This is a genomic window from Bacteroides sp. 1_1_14 (assembly GCF_000162515.1).
Taxonomy (GTDB): domain Bacteria; phylum Bacteroidota; class Bacteroidia; order Bacteroidales; family Bacteroidaceae; genus Bacteroides; species Bacteroides thetaiotaomicron.
Genome location: NZ_GG774703.1, coordinates 614500 through 637340 on the forward strand (window position 1 = coordinate 614500; position 22841 = coordinate 637340).

Annotated in this window: 12 protein-coding genes; all 12 read left to right on the plus strand. The window is 41.9% G+C overall.

What is annotated here, in order from left to right:
* Positions 1 to 2080, plus strand: a 2080-nt coding sequence (locus HMPREF9007_RS18580) for a beta-galactosidase (protein WP_128567807.1), incomplete at its 5' end; no start/stop codon positions are given.
* A 203-nt stretch (positions 2081 to 2283) separates the two neighbouring features.
* On the plus strand, positions 2284 to 3249 hold the full coding sequence (locus HMPREF9007_RS18575; protein ID WP_008766168.1) for a tyrosine-type DNA invertase cluster 3b: 966 nt from the start codon (positions 2284 to 2286) through the stop codon (positions 3247 to 3249).
* 391 nt (positions 3250 to 3640) lie between these two features.
* Entirely contained in the window at positions 3641 to 4390 is a 750-nt protein-coding gene (locus HMPREF9007_RS18570; RefSeq protein WP_008760589.1) for a YjbH domain-containing protein, read from the plus strand.
* A gap of 4 nt (positions 4391 to 4394) precedes the next feature.
* The gene (locus HMPREF9007_RS18565; RefSeq protein WP_008760590.1) at positions 4395 to 5627 is read left to right on the plus strand and encodes a hypothetical protein; all 1233 of its coding nucleotides are present in this window, start codon (positions 4395 to 4397) and stop codon (positions 5625 to 5627) included.
* A 38-nt stretch (positions 5628 to 5665) separates the two neighbouring features.
* On the plus strand, positions 5666 to 7090 hold the full coding sequence (locus HMPREF9007_RS18560) for a carboxypeptidase regulatory-like domain-containing protein (RefSeq protein WP_008760591.1): 1425 nt from the start codon (positions 5666 to 5668) through the stop codon (positions 7088 to 7090).
* 268 nt (positions 7091 to 7358) lie between these two features.
* Positions 7359 to 8252, plus strand: coding sequence for an ABC transporter ATP-binding protein (locus HMPREF9007_RS18555; RefSeq protein ID WP_008760592.1), 894 nt, complete (start codon positions 7359 to 7361; stop codon positions 8250 to 8252).
* Between the two features lie 15 nt (positions 8253 to 8267).
* Positions 8268 to 11573 carry a xanthan lyase gene (locus tag HMPREF9007_RS18550; RefSeq protein ID WP_008760593.1) on the plus strand — a complete coding sequence of 1102 codons (3306 nt, stop codon included), beginning with the start codon at positions 8268 to 8270 and terminating at the stop codon, positions 11571 to 11573.
* 20 nt (positions 11574 to 11593) lie between these two features.
* Positions 11594 to 13090, plus strand: a complete 1497-nt coding sequence (locus HMPREF9007_RS18545; RefSeq protein WP_008760594.1) for a TolC family protein — start codon at positions 11594 to 11596, stop codon at positions 13088 to 13090.
* A gap of 7 nt (positions 13091 to 13097) precedes the next feature.
* Positions 13098 to 14159: an efflux RND transporter periplasmic adaptor subunit gene (locus tag HMPREF9007_RS18540; RefSeq protein WP_008760595.1), complete on the plus strand. Its 1062-nt coding sequence runs from the start codon at positions 13098 to 13100 to the stop codon at positions 14157 to 14159.
* A gap of 48 nt (positions 14160 to 14207) precedes the next feature.
* Positions 14208 to 17327: an efflux RND transporter permease subunit gene (locus HMPREF9007_RS18535; protein WP_008760596.1), complete on the plus strand. Its 3120-nt coding sequence runs from the start codon at positions 14208 to 14210 to the stop codon at positions 17325 to 17327.
* 2 nt (positions 17328 to 17329) lie between these two features.
* A complete protein-coding gene (locus HMPREF9007_RS18530; protein ID WP_008760597.1) occupies positions 17330 to 22039 on the plus strand; it encodes an efflux RND transporter permease subunit in 4710 nt (1569 codons plus the stop codon).
* A gap of 15 nt (positions 22040 to 22054) precedes the next feature.
* On the plus strand, positions 22055 to 22756 hold the full coding sequence (locus tag HMPREF9007_RS18525; protein WP_008760598.1) for a hypothetical protein: 702 nt from the start codon (positions 22055 to 22057) through the stop codon (positions 22754 to 22756).
* The last annotated feature ends 85 nt before the right edge of the window (positions 22757 to 22841 follow it).

Consider the following 22841-nt stretch of genomic DNA (forward strand, 5'->3'; position numbering starts at 1 on the left):
AGGAAGGTATGATTTTGCCGGACAGAAAGATATAGCTGCGTTTTGCCGTTTGGCTCAAGAGAATGGAATGTATGTCATAGTGCGTCCCGGACCTTATGTCTGTGCGGAATGGGAAATGGGCGGCTTGCCTTGGTGGCTGCTGAAGAAGAAGGATATCAAACTTCGCGAGCAAGACCCATACTACATGGAACGTGTGAAACTCTTTTTGAACGAAGTGGGCAAACAGCTGGCTGATCTTCAGATTAGTAAAGGAGGGAATATCATTATGGTACAGGTGGAGAATGAGTATGGAGCATTTGGAATTGATAAGCCGTATATATCCGAAATCCGTGACATGGTAAAACAAGCCGGTTTTACAGGTGTTCCTTTATTCCAGTGTGACTGGAACTCGAATTTTGAGAATAATGCACTGGATGATTTGCTCTGGACTATTAATTTCGGTACGGGTGCTAACATCGACGAGCAATTTAAACGGTTGAAAGAACTACGGCCGGACACTCCATTGATGTGCAGTGAATTTTGGTCCGGATGGTTTGACCATTGGGGAGCCAAGCATGAAACAAGAAGTGCCGAAGAATTGGTAAAAGGTATGAAAGAAATGCTGGACCGCAATATTTCTTTCAGCTTGTATATGACTCACGGGGGGACTAGTTTCGGGCATTGGGGAGGCGCGAATTTCCCGAACTTTTCACCGACTTGCACATCGTATGATTATGATGCTCCTATCAATGAATCCGGTAAGGTGACTCCTAAATATCTGGAAGTACGGAATCTGCTTGGTAACTACCTGCCGGAAGGTGAAACCTTGCCGGAAATTCCGGATTCGATACCGACTATAGCTATTCCTACTATTAAAATGACTGAAATGGCAGTCTTATTTGATAATCTGCCTCACCCCAAAGAGAGTGAGGATATCCGGACAATGGAAGCTTTTGATCAGGGATGGGGTAGTATTCTGTATCGGACTTCATTATCCGCTTCTGATAAAGAACAGACATTACTGATCACAGAAGCTCATGACTGGGCACAAGTCTTTCTGAATGGTAAGAAACTGGCTACTCTGAGCCGTTTGAAGGGGGAAGGTGTAGTAAAGTTACCACCATTGAAAGAAGGTGACAGACTGGATATCCTGGTGGAAGCAATGGGAAGAATGAATTTCGGCAAAGGTATTTATGACTGGAAAGGTATTACCGAGAAAGTAGAACTGCAATCTGATAAAGGAGTTGAACTGGTGAAGGACTGGCAGGTATATACTATTCCGGTAGATTATAGTTTTGCCCGTGATAAGCAGTATAAACAACAGGAGAATGCTGAAAATCAACCGGCTTATTATCGGTCGACGTTTAACCTCAATGAGTTAGGGGATACATTCTTGAATATGATGAACTGGAGTAAAGGTATGGTATGGGTGAATGGCCATGCGATTGGTCGTTATTGGGAAATCGGACCTCAACAGACCTTATATGTACCGGGCTGCTGGTTGAAGAAAGGAGAGAATGAAATCATTATATTGGATATGGCTGGTCCTTCAAAAGCTGAAACTGAAGGTCTGCGTCAACCAATTCTGGATGTACAACGTGGTAACGGAGCTTATGCTCATCGTAAGATGGGTGAGAACTTGGACTTAACAAATGAAACTCCTGTTTATCAAGGGATATTTAAGTCAGGCAATGGTTGGCAACATGTGAAATTCGGTAAGAAGGTGGAGACTCGTTTCTTCTGTCTGGAGGCTTTGAACGCCCATGATGGGAAAGATTTCGCGGCTATTGCAGAATTGGAGTTGTTGGGCGAAGATGGCAAACCGGTATCCCGTCAGCATTGGAAAGTGATTTATGCCGATAGTGAGGAAACGGATGCCGCGAACAATATTGCAACAAATGTTTTTGATTTGCAGGAATCAACATTCTGGCATACCAATTATTCCTCTTCCAAACCTGCATTCCCTCATCAGATTGTGATAGATCTTGGTGAAGATAAAGTTATTACGGGATTCTCTTATCTACCTAGGGCTGAAGCCGGTAAAACGGGGATGATTAAAGACTATAAGGTATATTTGAAGATGCAACCGTTTAAGATATAATGTTTGAGATTTTTAAGAAAAGGTTAATTATTTATTAGTTTGTTCATTAAGTTATGAAAATCAAGAAAGCGACTTTCACGTGAGTGAGGGTCGCTTTCTGATTTTCGTTCGAAATAAAATAATTCTTGTGATGGTTAAAACCCTAAGAGGAAGTATATTTGTTCTCTCATCTGAGATGATTTATATAATTAACTAGTGTATAAATGATGAAAAAAAATGGGTTTAGCCGATGCGCTGAGATGTACATCGGTCGTTTACGAAAAGAGGGGCGCTATTCTACTGCGCATGTGTATGAAAATGCACTTCTTTCTTTTAGAGGGTTTTGTGGCACACCTACCGTGTCATTCGGACAAGTAACCCGCGAACACTTACGGTGTTACGGGCAGTATCTTTATGAACGTGGCTTGAAGCTTAATACGGTTTCGACGTATATGCGTATGCTGCGTAGTATTTATAATCGTGGAGTAGAATCGGGGAGGGCTCCTTATGTTCACCGGTTGTTTCACGGGGTGTATACAGGAGTGGATGTCCGTCAAAAGAAAGCTTTGCCGGCAACTGAGTTGCATAAGCTTTTATATGGAGATCCTAAATCGGATATTTTACGGCGTACACAGGCGATTGCTGCTTTGATGTTTCAATTCTGTGGTATGTCTTTCGCTGATTTGGCACATTTGGAGAAGTCGTCTTTAGACAGGAATGTTCTTCATTATAATCGTGTTAAAACGAAGACTCCGATGAGTGTGGAAATACTGGATACTGCTAAGGATATGATTTATCAGCTGCAGAACAGAAAACCTGCTCTGCAAGATTGCCCTGATTATCTATTTAGTATTCTGAATGGTAATAAAAAACGGAAAGATGAAAGTGCTTATCGGGAATACCAGTCTGCCCTCCGGAATTTCAATAACCATTTGAGAGGACTGGCAAAGGCTTTGCATCTGACTTCTCCTGTCACTTCTTATACCATTCGCCATTCGTGGGCTACCACTGCGAAATATCGCGGAGTTCCTATTGAAATGATCAGCGAATCGTTGGGACACAAATCAATCAAAACAACACAAATCTATCTTAAAGGCTTTGCTTTGAAAGAACGTACTGAAGTAAATAGAATGAATTTATCTTACGTGAAGAATTGCTTGGAGAAAAGTGTAAATAATATAAAGTATTAGTAGTCAGTATATATACGTGTATGTTACTTCTTAGGTAACGGAAATAATAATGGCGCAAAGATAGACAAAAAAATAAATAACAAGCAAATAAACTATCCTTTTTTTCTTTTTTGATTTAAAAATAAGATAAAAATAGCCTAGAACATGAAAGAACCCTTTTCTTCATATTCTAAGATTTTTACGTCCCATAATCAAAGGAATTTCACCCTACGCTTAGACTGAGCCTCCTTTAGCAACTTGGTATGTCCTATTTTTCGTGTTTTAAGAGATTTCTCCCTTCCCCTGTGTTTTCCGTTACCTAAGAAGTAACAGAAAAAAGAATGGTAAAAATAGAGGATTTATGAATCAAATTGGGGTAAGGTCTCTATTTAGGAATATACATAGATAAAAAATGAAACAAACTGAAGCTATTTTGGGGGATATGCGATTTATTCCATTAAAGGGTGTTGTATTAATTCTGATTCTCATCTTGACAACAAGCCGGGTTCATGCACAATATGCTCTTGGGGCAACTGGGCAGATGATGATACCTACAGCCGAGATGCAGGAAACAGGAACCTTTATGGGAAGCGCAAACTTTCTTCCTGAAGAGGTTACGCCTAATAAGTTTAACTATCCTACCATGAACTACTCGGTAGATATGTCTTTGTTCTCTTTTGTTGAACTGACTTACCGTATGACGTTACTCAAAATGCGAACGTATAATGGCAGAGTCGGTTATCACAACCAAGATCGTTCCAATACTATCCGTATCCGTCCATTGAAAGAAAGCCGTTATTTCCCTGCTGTGGTAATTGGTGCAGATGACCTTTTTACAGAAAAGGCTACTCAGTATTGGGGAGATTATTATGGTGTCTTAACTAAAACATTTGGTTTCTGCAAGGGGCATCAGTTGGCTGTTACAGCAGGCTGGTATTTTCATCAGGGCAATCAACCGGCTTTTAAGAAAGGCCCTTTTGGTGGTATTCGTTATACTCCTGCTTTTTGTCGTGAGTTAAAACTGATGGCAGAGTATGATACCAATGGATGGAATTTAGGTGGAGCAATACGTTTTTGGAAACGTTTGTCTGTCCATGTGTTTACACGCGAATTTACTTGTGTTTCTGCCGGTTTGCGTTATGAATGTACATTAATACATTAAGAAGATGAAAAGAGTATTTAGTATACTATATATTATATGTTGCTGCACTTTGGAGAGTGCAGACGCACAATCTGCTGGGATATCTGAAGTCCTGAAAGAATTGCAAATGGAAAATATTTCTGTAGTACAGAAGCAGGATACGATTACGGCAGCATTTGAGACTTCCGTATATAGGGGATCTTATAATGGTATAGGCATTGCAATACGTCGCCTGATCACTCTTCCGGAAGTAACTACATTACAATTGGTCATATTGGATAATGCTTTGCCGCAACTTTGTATCACTTTGCCTGCGAAGCTGATTGAGGATTATCAATCGGGAAAATGTGATTTGGATGGAGTTTACCGTAATATGCAGATGACTACTTCCACCAAAACTGCAATGGAGGCCTTAAAAGGAACAAAACGAGAGTCTACTACTTTTGGGAAAGTGGATGTAGTGCTTTATCCGGGTGTGATGTTAGTTAATAATGTTACTTACAAATTATATAAAGCAGCTTTTGAATTGCAACCGGCTGTAGAAATGCAACTTTGGAAAGGTGCTTCATTGAGGCTGCAGGTTTGCTTGCCTATCGTCAATAATGAGCCGGGCAAATGGGATTGCATCCGACCGGGGTATTTGACATTGCGCCAGGAATTTCGTCTGGATAATCATTGGAAGGGATACCTGACTGGTGGAAATTTCTCGGATGATCGTCAGGGACTTGCAGCCGGTATCGGTTATTTTTCTTCTGACGGTCGTTGGACAGTAGAAGGAGAAGGTGGTATAACCGGTTCGTCTCATTTATATGGCAACGACTGGGGAATGAGTAAATGGAAAAGAGTGAATGGGCAGCTCAGCGTAGGTTATTTCATTCCACAAGTGAATACTCAATTGAAAGTTAGCGGTGGACGTTTTATATATGGAGATTATGGGGTATGCGGAATTCTTTCACGTTACTTCGGTGAATATGTCGTGGGACTTTATGGCATGTATACAGATGGAGAAACAAATGCCGGATTTCATTTTTCGATTCCATTGCCGGGTAAGAAGCGTAGTCGTCACGCGGTACGTGTGATGCTTCCGGATTATTTCGCTTTTCAATATGACATGCGTAGTGGGAATGAATTTGCTCGCCGTGCTTTGGGGGTAAGCTATAGAACCGAACCGAAATCTGCTGAAAACAGCCGTTTCTGGCAGCCGGATTATATCCGTTACTATTTGATTCGTACCAATGAAAAGACAAAACTTAAATAAGAGTTGATATTAGTAATTTAAACAAAAATTGAACAATTATGAGAAATTTAAAATGGTTGTATGCATGCTCTTTGGCGATAGCCTTCGGTGTGTTGTCTTTTGTAACAGTTTCCTGTCATGATGATGACGATGAACCAAAGCAAGAGCCGGGTGAAGTGATTGAAACTCCCGCTCCGGTTGTTGAGTATTACATTATGGGTACTGTGACGGATGCCGGGAAAGGTGTGTCTGGTGTTGATGTAAAAATTGGTACTGAGACAATTAAGACTGACAAAGATGGTAAGTTCTCTGTAACAGAGAAGAATGTAGGTAAGTATTCTGTAGAAGTTGCTCCTAAAGGTTATCTTGCTCAAAGTACTTCTGTAGAAATTGCTGCTAATGCGGAAAATCGTAGTGTGGTGACTGTTGCTGTGGCTTTGACTAAGCAAAGTGAACCTACGACTGTAGAAGTTGGAGAGACTGGTAATACAGAAGAGGTTAAGGTAGAAGATAAGAGTGCTTCGAATGAGGAAGTTAAAGAACCGGGTACTGTTGAACCGGAGGATGTGAAAGAAGATCTTCCTCTTGTAACTCCTGAATTAGAAATCCCAGTTGGGGCAATTCAGACAGAAGGTAATGAAGACGTTCTGGAAGGTGGTAATGCTGAAGTCAGTGTAACTACGTATGTACCAGCCCCAGAAACTGTGACTACAGAAGTGAAGAAAGAAGAAGAGAATAAAGAAGTAGAAAAGACCATACCTTTGGCGGCAGCACACTTTGAACCTAGTGGTTTGAAATTTAAGGAGGCTGTAACGATCTCTATTCCTAATCCTATTCCGGGTGTGACTTTTGCCCAAGATATAGAGCTTACTTATTTGGAGAATGGAAAGTGGGTTCCACAAACAGAGGACATTAATAAAGTTGTTTATGATGAGAAATCAGGTAGCTACACAACTAAAGTTAAGCATTTCTCTTCCTATGCTATGGAAAATAAAGTGACTAGTAAAGTAAGCACCGAAAATGTAGTGAAGAGTGAAGTTTTAGGACAGGCAAGCCGTGATAACAGCGAAAATCCTAAAGCTGTGACAGGTATTGCACTGACCTACAAAGAAAAATCAGGTTGGGAATGTAAAGATGCGGATATTAAAGCGGCTGTAGAAAAAGCTTTGTCAGGTGCAAAACCAGAAACAGTTAATGCTATGGTAGCTTTCTTCAAAACTCGTTTATACTCATTGATGGGATCGGCATCAGGTATTACAGAAACAACTCGTACCTATAATACTGTAAATGTGAACGGTTATACTACAATGACTTATACTTGCTATGCTAAGACTCGTACTACTACATTATCAACTACAGTGAAGTATAATGGTAAAGATGTGAAAATCTCAGTAATAGCAACACGCTATACAGGAACTGATCATCAGTATAAGACAGTTACTACTAACCCGACCCATAGTGGCGGCCAGGGTGGAAGTAACTAATAAATAATAAAGATCATAAAAATAACCCTTTTTTAATAAAACCCTTTTTTATAAACCCTGTTGGGTAATAATCATATGGGATATGAGGAGGAAGAGGTCACTGTGAAGTGGTTTCTTCCTTTTCGTTTATGAGATATATGGATGTTTCTTGAATGTCCATTTCAAACAGAATTCTACTAATATAAGTTAATGTTTATAATTATGATTTGTATCCTGTAAATAAAGCCTATCTTTATCACCCAATACAACATAGGACAAATAAAATGTCATGAGCATAATTATTAAGAACCTTAATAAGATCTATCCAAACGGAAATCATGCCTTGAAAGATGTCAATCTGGAAATACCTGCAGGGATGTTTGGCTTATTAGGACCCAATGGCGCCGGCAAATCTACTTTAATGCGTATTCTTGTAGCCCTTATGGAACCAACTTCCGGGCAGGTAGAAATTTGCGGTTATGATTTGATGAAACAGCGAAAAGAAATACGCGGTATTCTGGGGTATCTTCCTCAGGACTTTCGTTTTTTTGCCAAATACAAAACGTATGAGTTTCTTGATTACGCGGCGCGTCTGTCCGGTATGACCCATAGCAGGCAGAGGAAACAGGCTGTGGATGAAATGCTCGAAAACGTAGGTTTGTTCGATGTTCGCGAACGATATGCCAATAAATTATCGGGAGGTATGAAGCGGCGGTTAGGAATCGCACAAGCGCTGATACATCATCCTAAAGTAATCATTGTTGATGAACCTACTACCGGACTTGACCCGGAAGAACGTATCCGTTTCCGTAATCTTCTTTCGGAGGTCAGCGAGAATGATGTGACTATTATTTTGTCTACTCACATTGTCGGTGATATTTCCAGTACTTGTAATAATATGGCGTTAATGAACCGGGGACAAGTTTCCTTCAACGGTTCTCCGCAAGATATGTTGAAATTAGCCGAGGGTAAAGTGTGGAGAATCAGGGCTGCGGGAGATCAGTTGCATGAGATCGATAAAAAATATCCGGTAATCTCAACGATTCCATCGGGGACAATCTGGGAAGTACAGGTGGTTGCCGATAAAGTAGAAGGATACGAAGCGGAACCATTTCCCCCTAATCTGGAACACGCCTATGTATATTACATGGAGAATCAATTAAACCTTTGGACAAACGACTAAACACGATATGCTGATATGACCTTTATATCTAATATACAATCGGTAGCAAAATATGAAAGTAAATTATTAATCAGAAGCTGGTTCTTCAGAGTATTCACGGTACTCGCTGTGACTATCATTACTTTTTTCAATTTCCAGTTGTTCGTATCGGAAGATAGCGGAGGCTTCTGGATTGCTACAGCCATTCCATCGAACATTCCTTATCTAATTTTACTGTTGCTAAATACAGGGCAGGCTGTTATTGCTATTTTTCTGGCATCCGACTTCCTGAAAAGAGATAAAAAGCTGGATACATCAGAAGTCTTTTATGTCCGTCCATTAAGTAATGCTGAATACGTCATCGGTAAGATTTGGGGAAATCTGCGCGTCTTTTTGTTGCTGAATCTCATTATTATGGCTATTACGGCTGCATTCAACCTGACATTGGGAGAAGTGGACTGGATGGCTTATTTGCTTTATTTTCTGTTGATCAGTGTACCTACGCTGATTTTTATTATTGGTCTGGCTATCTTTCTGATGCTAGTATTGAAAAATCAGGCACTGACGTTCGTTCTATTATTGGGATATATCGGCTTGACTGTTTTTTATATTGAAGATAAGTTTTATTATCTTTTCGATTATATGGCTTATAGTCTTCCTTTGGTGAAGTCCAGCATTGTCGGTTTTTCCAACTGGGAGGTGATTTTAAATCATCGTGGCATCTATTTTCTTGCCGGACTGGCGTTTGTCTTTTTTACGATTTCCTTGTTCAGGCGTCTGCCGAATTCATCGCACAGTAATTATCCGTGGCTGGTTATTTCTTTTTGTACTCTCATGTTAGCTTTCGTATGCGGTTATTGGCATATACATTCGATTTTATATCAAAGTGATATACGCGCTACCTATACGAAGATCAACAACCAATATGTTTCTACTCCGAAGATGTTCATTCATGAATATGATCTTTCTGTAGAGCAGCATCCTGAAGATTTTCTGTCGGAAGTAACTGTGAAAGGAGTGGCATTGGACTCATCTGCCGTATTCACCTTCTGTTTGAATCCGGGATTAACCATTCATTCCGTTCATTCGGCCGGACAGCAACTCAAGTTTAAACGTGACAAGCAAATAGTATTGGTGGATTTCGGCACGAAGCATGCCAAAGGCGATACAATCTCTGCAACATTCAGGTATGACGGACAGATAGATAACTCATTCTGTTATTTGGATATCCCTCCCGAAGTGCTGCAAGCTTCCAATAAAAAGTTTCTGTTCAACATAGACAAGCAGTATAGTTTTCAGACGAAAAATTATCTGATGCTTACCCCTGAAACTTATTGGTATCCCCGTGCAGGAACAAGCTATAGTGATAAAAATCCTGACTGGCAGCAGACTTATTTCAGTAATTATCGCTTGAAGGTCAAGCCTCTACCGGGGTTAGTTCCTCTTTCTCAAGGGGAAGGAAAGTGTGATGAAGAAGGAGTGTATTCATTCAAAGGTGATTTTCCGTCTCAGACACTATCGTTGGTCATAGGTGACTATCAGCAAAAAAGTGCTTATGCGGACAGCATTCTTTATAGCGTCTGGCATTTAAGGGATCATGACTATTTTACTGCTTCGTTTGATTCTATTCACGATACCATTCCTTGGCTGATACGTAATGTGAAAGAGCAACTGGCACGGCAATATAAACTGGATTACCCTTTCAAGCGATTTTCTATTGTAGAAGTTCCTGTGCAATTTGCCAGCTATGAACGTGCCTGGTCGCAAGCGCAGGAGACAGTACAACCTGAAATGGTATTGTTCCCCGAAAAAGGAGCTATATTCTGGGAACTGGATGTGAAGAGGCAGGTGAAGAATCATATCCGGTGGTCGGGAAATAATGAAATCAGTATGCAGGAAGCCCAGATGCGGACTTTTAGTAACTTTGCCTGGATGTTTTTGCGGACAGAAGGCGATTATAACTTTTCGTCGGGTAGTAGAGGACGGGGAAATCTTTCGTCTACGGCAAATCCTTATTTCCTTTTCCCGCAGATTTATAATTTCCGGTACAATATTTACTCTTCGGAATGGCCTGTTGCCAATCGGGCTATTGAGCTATATCTGCAAAAGAAGTCGGAAAATGAAGGGTGGGAACGTCAGATAAATGGGCTTAGTAACAATGAAAAGGCCAACCTGCTGCTGGAAAAGCATACGTTCAAGGAGTTGCTGGCTGATGTGGAACAGCGTAATCTGCAAAATAATATCGTAGGACTGGAGGCAAGCCGTCTTTTTGCCCGGTCAGAAATAAACATGGGCGTAGATGCTTTCAGAGATTCACTATATGCGATGTTGAAGCGTAATACATTTCTGAACATAAAGTTTGAAAATATGCTGGATACTCTGGGAGAAATGAGCCGGACGGATCTTTATTCATATTTGAAAGAATGGGAACAGTTGACGCCTCTTCCTTTTTATTCGATCGGAGAGCCCGAACTGACCAAAGTTGTCAATAAAGGAGGAGAAGAATTCTTTGTCTTGAAAGTACTGGTGAGCAATAACTCGGATTATGACGGAATAATTCAGATGAACGTTCTTCAAAATGGCTGGTGGTATCAACCGATGGAAGATCCCAGAGCCAGAAAAAAGGTAGAGATAGCTGCCCATACAAGCAAAGAATTTGTTTCTGTCTGGGAAGAACAGATACGTGATGTGGAAATCAATACGATGGTTTCCGGCAATCTGCCTTATATGATACGGCAATCCATTGGTAATGTAAAACAAGAACGGAATAAAATAGTCAAGGACACTATCTATACCTTGCCGGAATCATCCTTAGAAATGCCGGGAGAGGTTATTGTGGATAATGAAGATTCCACTCTCTTTGTACTTTCTACCCCTGCTGTCGTAGGACTTCTGCCTAAATGGCTGGATAAAGTGGAGGATACTTCCTTTAAATATTCGGGCATATCCTGGTGGCGTGCGCCTTTACAATGGACGGCCACCACCAATGCTAAATATTATGGTAAATATATCCGTTCGGCCTATGTGATTAAGAGTGGAGACGGCAGTCAGACGGCTACATGGAAAATTCCTGTGCCGGAAGCCGGTCAATATGAGCTTTATTATCATGTATTCAAGGATGATGAGCTGCGATGGAATGACCGCCTTCAGGGTGAATATCATTTCAGGGTGGCATACGACAGTGAGATGGAAGATGCCTATATCAATCTGAGAAAAGCCAATGAGGGTTGGGAACAACTCGGTACTTACTATTTTAGTGCCGATACGGTTCGTGTCGTGCTGACGGATGAATGTAAGCTGCGCTCTGTGACAGCCGACGCAGTGAAAATAGTGAAACGATAATTATTAAAACAGCAAACTATATGCAAAGTGACTTACTACTATTAAAAAGAATGCTGCTGACAATCGTAACTTTTACGGGAATTGCCCTGACATCACAAGGACAAATTCCTTTAACGATTGACAAGGCAATGGAGATTGCGCAGGAGAACAGTCCTTCTCTTCGCCGTTCCTACATGAATCTGGAGAGATATAAGCAGAATCTGCTGGCGCAGAAGGCTTCATTAAAATCTCGATTTTCATTAAATCTGAACCCGGTGGACTATAACAAGAACAGGCGTTTCGATAATCGTCTGTCACAATGGTACACGAATGAAACATTCAATACCAGCGGGACCTTTCAGGTCGATCAGCCCATTCTATGGACAGACGGTACAATTTCTTTAATCAACCGTTTTGGCTGGCAGGACAACAGCTCCATTATAGAAGGCGATAAAACTAGTAACCGGGCATTCAGCAATGACCTCTATCTGCAATTGACTCAGCCTATTTTCACATACAACAAGCGTAAAATGGAACTCAAGCAAATAGAGTATGATTATGAAAATGCCAATATCAGTTATGCTTTGCAGCAACTGAATACGGAGAAAAGTATAACCGATCAGTTCTATTCTGTCTATATGGCACAGAGTAATCTGGAAATCAGTCGTGAAGAACTGGTTAATGCCCAGCAAAGTTATGATATTATCAAGAATAAGGTAGAAGCGGATTTAGCAGCGAAGGACGAACTCTTTCAAGCGGAACTGAATCTGGCTACGGCACGTTCGTCTGTAGACGAAAGTCAGGTGAATCTGGAGAATGCGAAGGACAAACTCAAACAGACTCTCGGAATGAGGCTGGATGAAGATATTCTCGTATTTGCGGAAGTGGAGATTAAACCGATTCAGGTAAATCTGGATCAGGCCATATCGCATGGATTGGGTTCGCGTCTGGAACTTCGTCAACGTGAAATAGAGAGCAAGGAACTTGAGTTCGATATGATTAAGACAAAAGCGCTGAACGAGTTTAAAGGAGATGTATCCATCTCTTTCGGATTGATAGGAGATAATAGCCACCTGAATAAAGTCTATAATAATCCGACACAGAATCCGAGGGTTTCTATCAGTTTTGCTGTTCCTATTTTCGACTGGGGTGAAAAGAAAGCAAGGATTAAAGCACAAAAGATGGCCCAACGGATTAATGAACTCGAGTTTCAAGAGGATAAAGTGGATATCGAGCTGAATATTCGTCAGGTATGGCGTAACCTCGAAAACCTCCGGACTCAGATTAAGATCGCCGAGCAAAATGTACAGAATGCACAGTTGACCTATGATCTGAATCAGACTCGTTATCGGGAAGGTGACATAACCGGTATGGAAATGAGCCAGTTCCAGACTCAGCTTTCGAATAAGAAGATTACTTATACGCAGGCGTTGATTAATTACAGAATAGAATTACTTAATCTTAAAATCCTTTCATTGTATGATTTCGACAAGAATATCCCTCTTGTTCCTATGAAAGACATTATTGATAAAAAATAAGCAGACCATGAAACAGTATCAAATTTTTATTGCATCTTCTTTGTTAACAACCTTATTGTTAACCGGCTGTGGCAACAAACCACAAAACGCACCCAATAATATTGCAACTCCGGTATCTGTCGTGGAGCTGAAGAAAGGTTCTATCAGTAAATTAATAAATACAACAGGAACAGTGCAGCCGACTTACGGTGCATCTCAGAATGCGGAAATGAGCGGATTTTATAAACTTCAGACTAATCCGAGAACCGGAAAACCTTTCAAAATGGGAGACAGGGTAAGTAAGGGGGAACTGATAATCCGTCTGGAAGACAAGGAGTATGAAAACGGAATCGCTATTGACGCTAAAAAACTAAGTCTTGAAATTGCCGAACAGGAACAGTCAAAGCAGAAAGCTCTCTATGAAAAAGGAGGGGTGACGATGAGTGAAATGCGGAATACGGAAGTAAAAGTAACGAATGCCCGTTACGATTATGAAAACGCAAAACTCAATCTGGAGAAGATGAAAGTGAAAGCTCCGTTTGATGGTGTGATTGTTGATTTGCCTCACTATACGGCTGATACAAGAGTGGAGCAGGGAAAGGCTATGGTGAGTCTGATGGCTTATGATAAAATGTATATGGATATCAATCTGCCGGAAAGCAGCATTCGTTATGTCAAGGAAGCGCAACCGGTATATATTACTCATTATACCATCCCCGGAGATACTTTAAAAGCGAGAGTCGGTGAGTTGTCTCCTGCAATCAGTACGGAGACACGTACTTTTAAAGGAAAGATTCTGATTGATAATGACCAACTGAAGTTGCGTCCGGGTATGTTCGCCAAAGCAGATATTATCGTTGACAGAGCTGATAGTTCTATCATTATACCTAAAGACGTAATCTTGTCCAATCGTCGCCGGAAATACGTATATATCGTCGAAAAGAATACGGCAAAGATACGCAATCTGCAAACAGGTCTGGAGGATGAATATAATATCGAAATTCTATCCGGACTTAATGTAAATGACAATTTGGTAGTGAAGGGTTTTGAAACACTGAAAGAAGACGCCAAAGTCAAAATCCAAAAGTAAATCATGGATGCGATATATGACCGCATCTTTTGAAAATAGGAAATACTTATGAAGAATATAATCAAATTTGCAGTAGGCAATCCGGTTACGATTTGTATGGTAGTATTTGCCCTCTTATTGCTGGGAAAAGTATCATACGATCAGTTGAGTGTGGATTTATTGCCCGATCTGAATAATCCCCGCCTGTTTATTGAATTAAAGGCGGGTGAACGCCCTCCCGAGGAGATCGAAAAGCAATTCGTTAAAAATATGGAGTCTATGGCGATCCGGCAGAGTGATGTTACTCAGGTCTCTTCTGTGATTAAAGCCGGGACGGCACGAATTACTGTAGAGTATACCTGGACAAAGGACATGGATGAGGCTTTTCTTGATTTGCAGAAAGCCATGAATCCGTTTGCCCAGAACAAGGATATCACTGAACTGAAGATTACGCAGCATGATGCGAACTTGTCTCCGGTAGTTTTGGTGGGAATGTCTCATCAGAGTATTACAGATATGGCGGAATTGAGGAAAATTGCCGAAAGCTATATCCGTAATGAGTTGATTCGTCTGGAAGGTGTGGCTGAAGTTACGCTTTCGGGAGAAGAAGTCAGCACTCTTACCATTCAGACTGATCCTTATAAACTGGATGCTTTTCAACTGAAAATAGAAGATATCGCTTCGCGCATCGAATCGAACAATCAGAGCATATCCGGGGGACGGGTCAGTGAACTGGGATTACAATATCTGGTGAAAAGTTCGAGCTTGTTTGCTTCAGAAGATGATTTTGAGAATCTGATTGTCGGATACAAAGCGATACAACAACAAGAGGAAGCATCCGGAAACAATGCTACGGGTACAGCAACCGCCAACAGTAATAAAGCTCCTGTTTTTTTGAAGGAAGTGGCGACTGTGCAGTTTTTGAACGCTCGTCCGGAGAACATTGTACGGATTAACGGGAAGCGTAGTATCGGACTGTCTATTTATAAGGAGATGCGCTTTAATACTGTAAAAGTGGTGGATGAGGTAACCCGCCAATTGGCAGTGATAGAGAATGCATTGCCCGGTTATCATTTTCAGGTGATTTCGAATCAGGGTACTTTTATAAAAAGTGCGATCGGAGAAGTAAAGAGCAGTGCTGTTTTGGGTGTTATCCTCGCTATTGTAGTCTTGTTTGTATTCCTTCGCCGGATGGGGACAACACTGATTGTCAGCCTTGCTATTCCCATTTCGATTGTGGCTACTTTTAATCTGATGTTCTTCAACGGACTGTCACTGAATATTATGACATTGGGAGGACTGGCGCTCGGGGCGGGTATGCTCGTAGATAATGCCATTGTCGTCATAGAAAGTATCTTCCGAAATCAGGAGAAAGGATTGAGTATCAAAGAGGCTGCTATTAACGGGACAGCAGAAGTTGCCAATGCGGTAATTGCTTCTACTCTGACTACTATTGTCGTCTTCCTGCCGATTGTTTATCTTCACGGAGCTTCGGGCGAACTGTTTAAAGATCAGGCATGGACGGTAACTTTCTCACTGGTCTCTTCTTTGTTTGTGGCTATCCTGGTGATTCCGATGTTATATATCCAGCTTTCCGGCAAGAAGATTAAGCTGGAAGAAGTGAAGTCCATTCGTATTACGGGATATAGCAGAGTGCTTCGCAGGCTGATTCAGCGACGTTGGCTGGTGATCGGTATGGCAGTGTTGCTTCTTATCGTGACTGGGTTACTGACTCCGTTTATCGGAACTGAGTTTATGCCCCGTGCGGAAAGCAAGACGTTTACGGCTGTAGTCAAAATGCCCGAAGGTACACAGATGGAACGTACTTCCGCTGCTGTAGGCAATTTGGAAGAATTGTTATATACCATTGTTGGCGGTGATTCTTTATGTACGGTATACAGCCATATCGGAGAGGGAAGTGGTTCGGAAAATGCGATATTTGAAGGAGAAAATACAGCAATGATGAAAGTGATCCTTTCACCGGAATGTACACTTTCACCGGAAAAGGTGATTGCGTCTTTCGTGGAATCGGCCAAGAATCCTGACGGACTGGAACTGACGATTCAGCAGGATGAGAATTCTCTGAGTTCACTGTTAGGAAGCGAAGGGGCTCCTATTGTTGTGGAGGTCAAAGGAGAGGAGTTGGATGAGATTGCTCAGTTGACTGAAGAGGTGAAGGAACGGATGATTGGTGTAAATGGAATCTATGATGTTATTACTTCCGTGGAAGACGGTGCTCCGGAAGTTGTGATCTCGATTGACCGTACGATAGCTGGTATCAATAATCTGAGTGTGGCTATGGTAATCGAACAATTGAAGCAGCAATTAAGCGGTAAGGAAGTCGGTAAAATGGAATATCGCGGTGAGATGCGTGATATCGTCATAAAGGTGCCGGATATCCCGTTGAGTTCTCTTGGTGCTCTTGTCATCAAAAGTGGAACACAGGAATTTGTATTACAAGAGATTGCTACCATTACTCACGGACAAGCGCCCAAGGAGATTCTGCGCCGCAATCAAAGCCGTATCGGTAAGGTGATGGCTAATATGGATGCGAGTAAATCACTGGATAAAGTAGCAGCCGAAGTGCGTGAAACGGTGAAAGGTATTGAATTGCCTGCTAACTACAGTATCACAGTGACAGGAGAAGAAGAAAAACGACAAGAATCAATGAACAGTCTGTTGTTTGCTCTGATGCTTTCTGTTGTACTTGTCTATATGGTGATGGCTTCCCAGTTTGAATCCTTGCTGCATCCGTTTACGATTTTGCTGACTATTCCTCTGGCTGTAGTAGGTGCTATCTTACTTTTCTTCATTACCGGAACCACTATCAATATGATGGGAGTCATCGGTATTGTCATGCTGGGAGGTATTGCCGTCAATAATTCCATCATTCTGGTAGACCGTATCAATCAGCTTAGTCAGGCAGGAATGGAGTTGACTGATGCCATTGTAGAAGCAGGGCAACAGCGTATCCGCCCGATCATCATGACTACTTTGACTACGATTCTGGCCATGCTTCCGATGACATTCAGTTTTGGTGAAGGTGCATCTTTACGTTCACCGATGGCTATAGCTGTGATCGGAGGATTGATAACTTCTACTCTGATGAGTTTGATGGTTATTCCTTGTGTCTATTATGTCTTGGAGAATATCAAAAGACGTATAAATCGCCGAACTAAAAACAGCTGAAGATGAACTTTTTACTAAATAGGAGAATAACGATTTGTATGCTGTTTATTGCACTCAGCCTGCTGGGCTATGTGTCGTATAAACAACTTCCGGTGGAGTTGCTGCCCAACGCAGAACTTCCGGTTCTGTTTGTCCAGGTGTCGTCACAGCAGGATATGGACCCTTCGTATGTAGAGTCGGAAGTGATTATTCCACTCGAAGGAGCGGTCAGTGCGATAGGTGGAGTAGACAAACTGCAATCCTACATTGACAGGAGGCAGTCCAGCATACAGATTGACTTTAAAAAGAATATCAACTTCAAGATGACCAGTCTTAAACTGCAGGAGAAAGTGAATGAAATCGCAGCCTCCCTGCCGACCGGTTTTACCGTACAGGTACAGAAAGTGGATATTGCTCAGATGAATAATAACTTCATGGTGCTTCAAGTGCGTGGTACGGGAGGAACCGACCGTGTCCGGAGTCTGGTAGACGAGGATGTTCGTTCTGATCTGGAGAACATAGATGGAGTAGCTTCCGTCAATATCTACGGAGGACGGCAGAAAGCCATTGAAGTGCGTCTGAATCCGGAGGCTTGCAAAGCTCTGAACCTCACAGCTTCCAAAATAAGCGGTTTGCTTTCGCAGAATACCCAGGAAAAGACATTTGTAGGCTTCGCAGATGAACCCGACAGCAAGAATTTTGTCCATGTCAATGCGATGTATACCAAAGTCTCTGATTTGGAGAATATAGTTGTCGCTCCCGGTCCTATTCTGCTGAAAGACGTGGCAACCGTCTTTTTTGACTTGAAAGATGAAACCACTTATAGTCGTGTGAATGGAAAAGAAGCCGTCTCGGTTGCTTTGATCAATGATTCACAGGCTAATCTGATTGAACTTTCACACCGTGTATCCGATGTGATTGAAAAGCTGAATGAGAAACTGGCTCCGCTCGAACTGGAAATTGTCATTCAGGAGAACAAGGCTGAAACCATGGAAAATAATATCAACCAGATTATTAATCTGGCATTGGTAGGGGGATTATTGGCTGTGTTCGTTCTTTGGCTTTTCCTGAAGAATATGCGGCTGGTGTTTTTTATCGCACTTTCCATACCGATTTCTGTCTATACGGCTTTCAACTTCTTCTACGCTTTTGGTATCACTATCAATAGTCTTACCTTGGTAGGAATGGCGTTGGCCATCGGAATGCTGCTGGATAATAGTGTCGTGGTGCTTGAAAATATTTATCGTTTGTCGGGAAACGGCTATACGCCCGAACGTTCGGTAACGCAGGGAACAAAAGAAGTGTGGCGCTCCATTGTGGCGGCTACCCTGACTACCATTACTGTGTTCCTGCCGTTCGTTTTTTCTGATAATTTCCTGATAAAACTGATCGGGCACCATATCGGAGTATCCATTATATCAACTTTGACGATCTCGCTGTTTGTAGCTTTACTTTTTATACCGATGATTACTTATCTTCTTTTGAAGAGTAAGAGTGGGAACAGTGTCGTTTATGAAAAAGTATCGATCGTTCAGCGTCCGATGCAGGTCTATTTGGTCTTATTGAAGACTTGTATGCGTAATCCGGGAGTGACAGTCTTTGGAGCTGTGATCTTGCTTTTTGCAACGTTGATTTTGTCATTGACCTTGAATGTGCAACAGATGAAAGAAGTTGCTTCAGACCGGTTCAACATCAGTGTCGTGATGCCTACCGGAAGTACGCTTGAAAATACGGATAAGATTGTAAAGGTACTGGAAGAACGTCTGGAGGATTTTCCGGAAAAGAAAGATCTGATTTGCCGTATTCGGGAAAAAGAGGCGACTCTGACACTCGTTTTACAGGAAGATTACACAAAGATCGCCAAACGGAAAATAGCCGATATAAAAGCGGATGTGCAGACTAAAGTTGCCAATATCAATGGTGCGGAAATCTATGTTTCTGATGCTATGGGAGGCGGAGGAGATAACTCGGCTCTGAGCAGTCTGGGCGGATTCATGCGTTTGTTGGGCATCGGTGACAACAGTGAACGGGTGGTGATCAGGGGATCTGATTTCGAAATGATGCAGATGGTGGCAGAGGAAGTGCGTTATTTGTTGGACGAACAGGATTTTGTACAGCATACTCATGTTTCGTATACTCCCCGTCAGGCGGAAATAAATCTGAACTTTGACCCTATTCTGCTGACTGCCTATGATATTAACCGTGGCAATATTACCACCGGATTAACTGCGCTTAATAATGAATACTCTTCCGAAGCTACTTTCAAGGTGGGAGAGGATATTTATGATATTATTATCCGTGACGAAATACCGGAAAAGGAAACTGAAGAAGAGGCACAGGAAAAAGCTCAGAAAGAGAAAACTGTGGATGACTTGCGTGCTATCCGGATAGAAAATGCCAATGGCGGTATGCACAATCTAGAAGATATATCGTCTCTGAATTATGGACGTGGGCGTTCGCGCATCATCCGTGTCAATCAAGATAAGCAGATTGAGGTATACTATGCTTTTCCGAGAGATGTTCAGTCTTCGAAAGATTTATTGGGAGGATATCGTTCCGATATCGACCAGTTGATTGCCAGTTATAATCTTCCGTCCGGAGTCGCTGTGCAGGTATTCCATGAGGAGGATGAATTCGGGGATTTCAAATTCCTTATTCTGGCAGCTTTTCTTTTGATATTTATGATCCTTGCTTCAGTCTTCGAATCTGTAGTGACGCCTTTTGTGTTGCTTTTTACCATTCCGTTGGCTGCTATCGGTTCTTTGCTGGCATTATTGCTTTCGAGCAACAGTCTGATGAATGCGAATACATTGACAGGGTTCCTTATTCTGTTGGGAGTAGTCGTCAATAACGGAATCATTCTGATAGATTACGCCAACATTTTGCGTAAACGGGGATACCGCCGGAACAGGGCGTTGATGACTGCCGGTATGTCACGTATTCGTCCCATTCTGATTACTTCCATCACCACAATTGCTGCCATGCTCCCGTTGGCTATGGGAGATACGGAGTATGCAGGGGCTATCGGTGCACCTTTTGCCATTACAGTGATAGGCGGACTTTTCTTTTCCGCCATGCTGACGCTGATTTTAATTCCGACAGTTTGTATGGGACTGGAAAATGTGCTTCAGTGGTACCGTTCGTTATCCCGTAAACTATGGACCATTCACCTGATTCTTTTTGTGTCCGGTGTAATCTGTATCTGGCTATACACTGACGGAATCCTTTGGCAGTCAATCTATCTGGTAGCACTGATTGCAGGCATACCGGGGATGACATACTTTGCGCAAACTAGTCTTCGGAGAGCTAAGGCGGAGGTTATCAATCCGGATGAAGAAATTCGTATTTCTGTCCGCAATCTGGTTAAGATCTACGATTGGCCTGGACACATCAGCCGTCAGTGGAACAGTGGTTTGCAATTACGCAAACGTCTGGGATTGAGCAATGAATACCATTCTCTGAAGGACTTTATCAATGTGCTATGGCAGTTTGGTATCTTACTGTTTGCCATTTATTTCACCTATTTCTTCATTCATAACAGGCTTTGGATATTCCTGTTCTCGTTCGCTATTTATGCAGCGATACTGTATTTGTGGAGAAAGGTACGTTCCTATTTATATTATCGATACGGAGATAATCGGGTAACAAAGATCGTAAACCGGGTGATATTCTGGAGTCTTCCTCCCCTTATCCTGTTTCAGTTATTCCGGAAACTAGATAATAACGGGCTGGTCATCATGATCGGATTGTTATGGCTTGTGGGTATTGCCATCTATGTCACTTCCCAGTATCTGTATGATCATGATGTAAATATTGAGCGTGTCACCGGACGATTTGCAGGGCTTCGCCGTTCCTATTTCCGCATGGTGAAGAGTGTTCCTATGATTGGAAAACGACGCAAACCTTTCAAAGCATTGCGTGGAGTGTCATTCGAGATTCAGACAGGTATGTTCGGACTACTGGGACCCAATGGGGCAGGTAAATCGACCTTGATGCGTGTTATCTGTGGTATCTTTGAGCAGAGCTATGGTAGTATCTGGATCAATGGTCTGGATACACGTATCTACAGAGAAGAGCTACAGAGTCTGATTGGTTTCCTTCCACAGGAATTCGGAACTTATGAGAATATGACTTCGTGGGAGTTTCTGGATTATCAGGCTATACTGAAAGGGATTGTAGACGGTGAGTTACGAAAGGAGCGTCTGGATTATGTACTGAAAGCGGTACATATGTACGAGCGGAAAGACGAAAAGATAGGTTCTTTCTCGGGAGGTATGAAACAGCGTATTGGTATTGCGCTTATTCTGCTTCATTTACCGCGTATCCTGGTTGTGGATGAGCCTACAGCGGGACTCGACCCTCGCGAACGTATCCGTTTCCGTAATCTGCTGGTAGAGTTGAGTAAGGACCGTATCGTTATTTTCTCCACTCATATCATTGAGGATATATCTAGTTCCTGTAATCAGGTAGTGGTGATCAATAAGGGTGAACTGAAATATTTCGGTGATCCTTCGGACATGGTGGAAATGGCTAATGGGAAAGTATGGCAGTTTAATATAGATAAGACAGAATTTGAAAAAGTACTGGACAAATCGTTGGTAATACATCATATTCAGGAAGGCGATACGATTCGGGTGCGCTATCTTTCTGTCGGACAGCCTTATGAAGGGGCTGTAGAGGTAGAAGCTAATTTGGAAGACGCTTATCTCTGTCTGCTGAAGAATATGAATTAAAAAGAAAAGAAGGATATGACATTCAAACAATTGATACAACTGTTGCCTAAAGTAGTCAGGTATAACCTGAAGATTATATTTGCCGGGAAGTTTTTCTGGTTTCTGCTGGCTGCATTTGGTTTTTTTGCTCTTTTCATGTTTCAGAATGCCTGGAAACGGGAGGAGATTAACGAGGGACTCATCTATAGCATCCTGATGTTTCCGTCTATGCTGCTTATTTTCTACCCGGCTGTATTCGGCATTCAGAATGATGAAGATAGCCGGATATTGGAGATTCTTTTTGGAATCCCCGACTATAAGTATAAGGTTTGGGGCGTGCGGTTATTGATGATTTATGTGGCAATTTTTGTTATTCTGATTATCTTTTCATACATAGCCATTTTATTGCTGTATCCGGTCAATCCGCTTGAGATGGCATTACAGTTGATGTTCCCGATACTCTTTTTCGGAAATATGGCTTTTATGCTGTCTACCATTACGCGGAGTGGAAACGGAACTGCCGTATTTATGATTATTATAGGCATTGCATTGATGTTCTTAGGTAAGCCGGATTCTTTCTGGAACGTTCTGCTGAATCCTTTTCGTGTTCCCGATAATGTTCATCCGATCATTTGGGAGGGAATCCTTATCAAAAACCGCATTTTCCTTTTATCCGCCAGTTTAGTCTGGATGATGGTCGGATTACTTTATCTACAGAAAAGGGAAAAGTTTGTATAACAGCAGATTAGGATGCTGAATATTCTCAAGTGTTCTTGCTGCGATGAGAAAAAATTCTCACTATGATGAGAAAAAAGTCTCATCG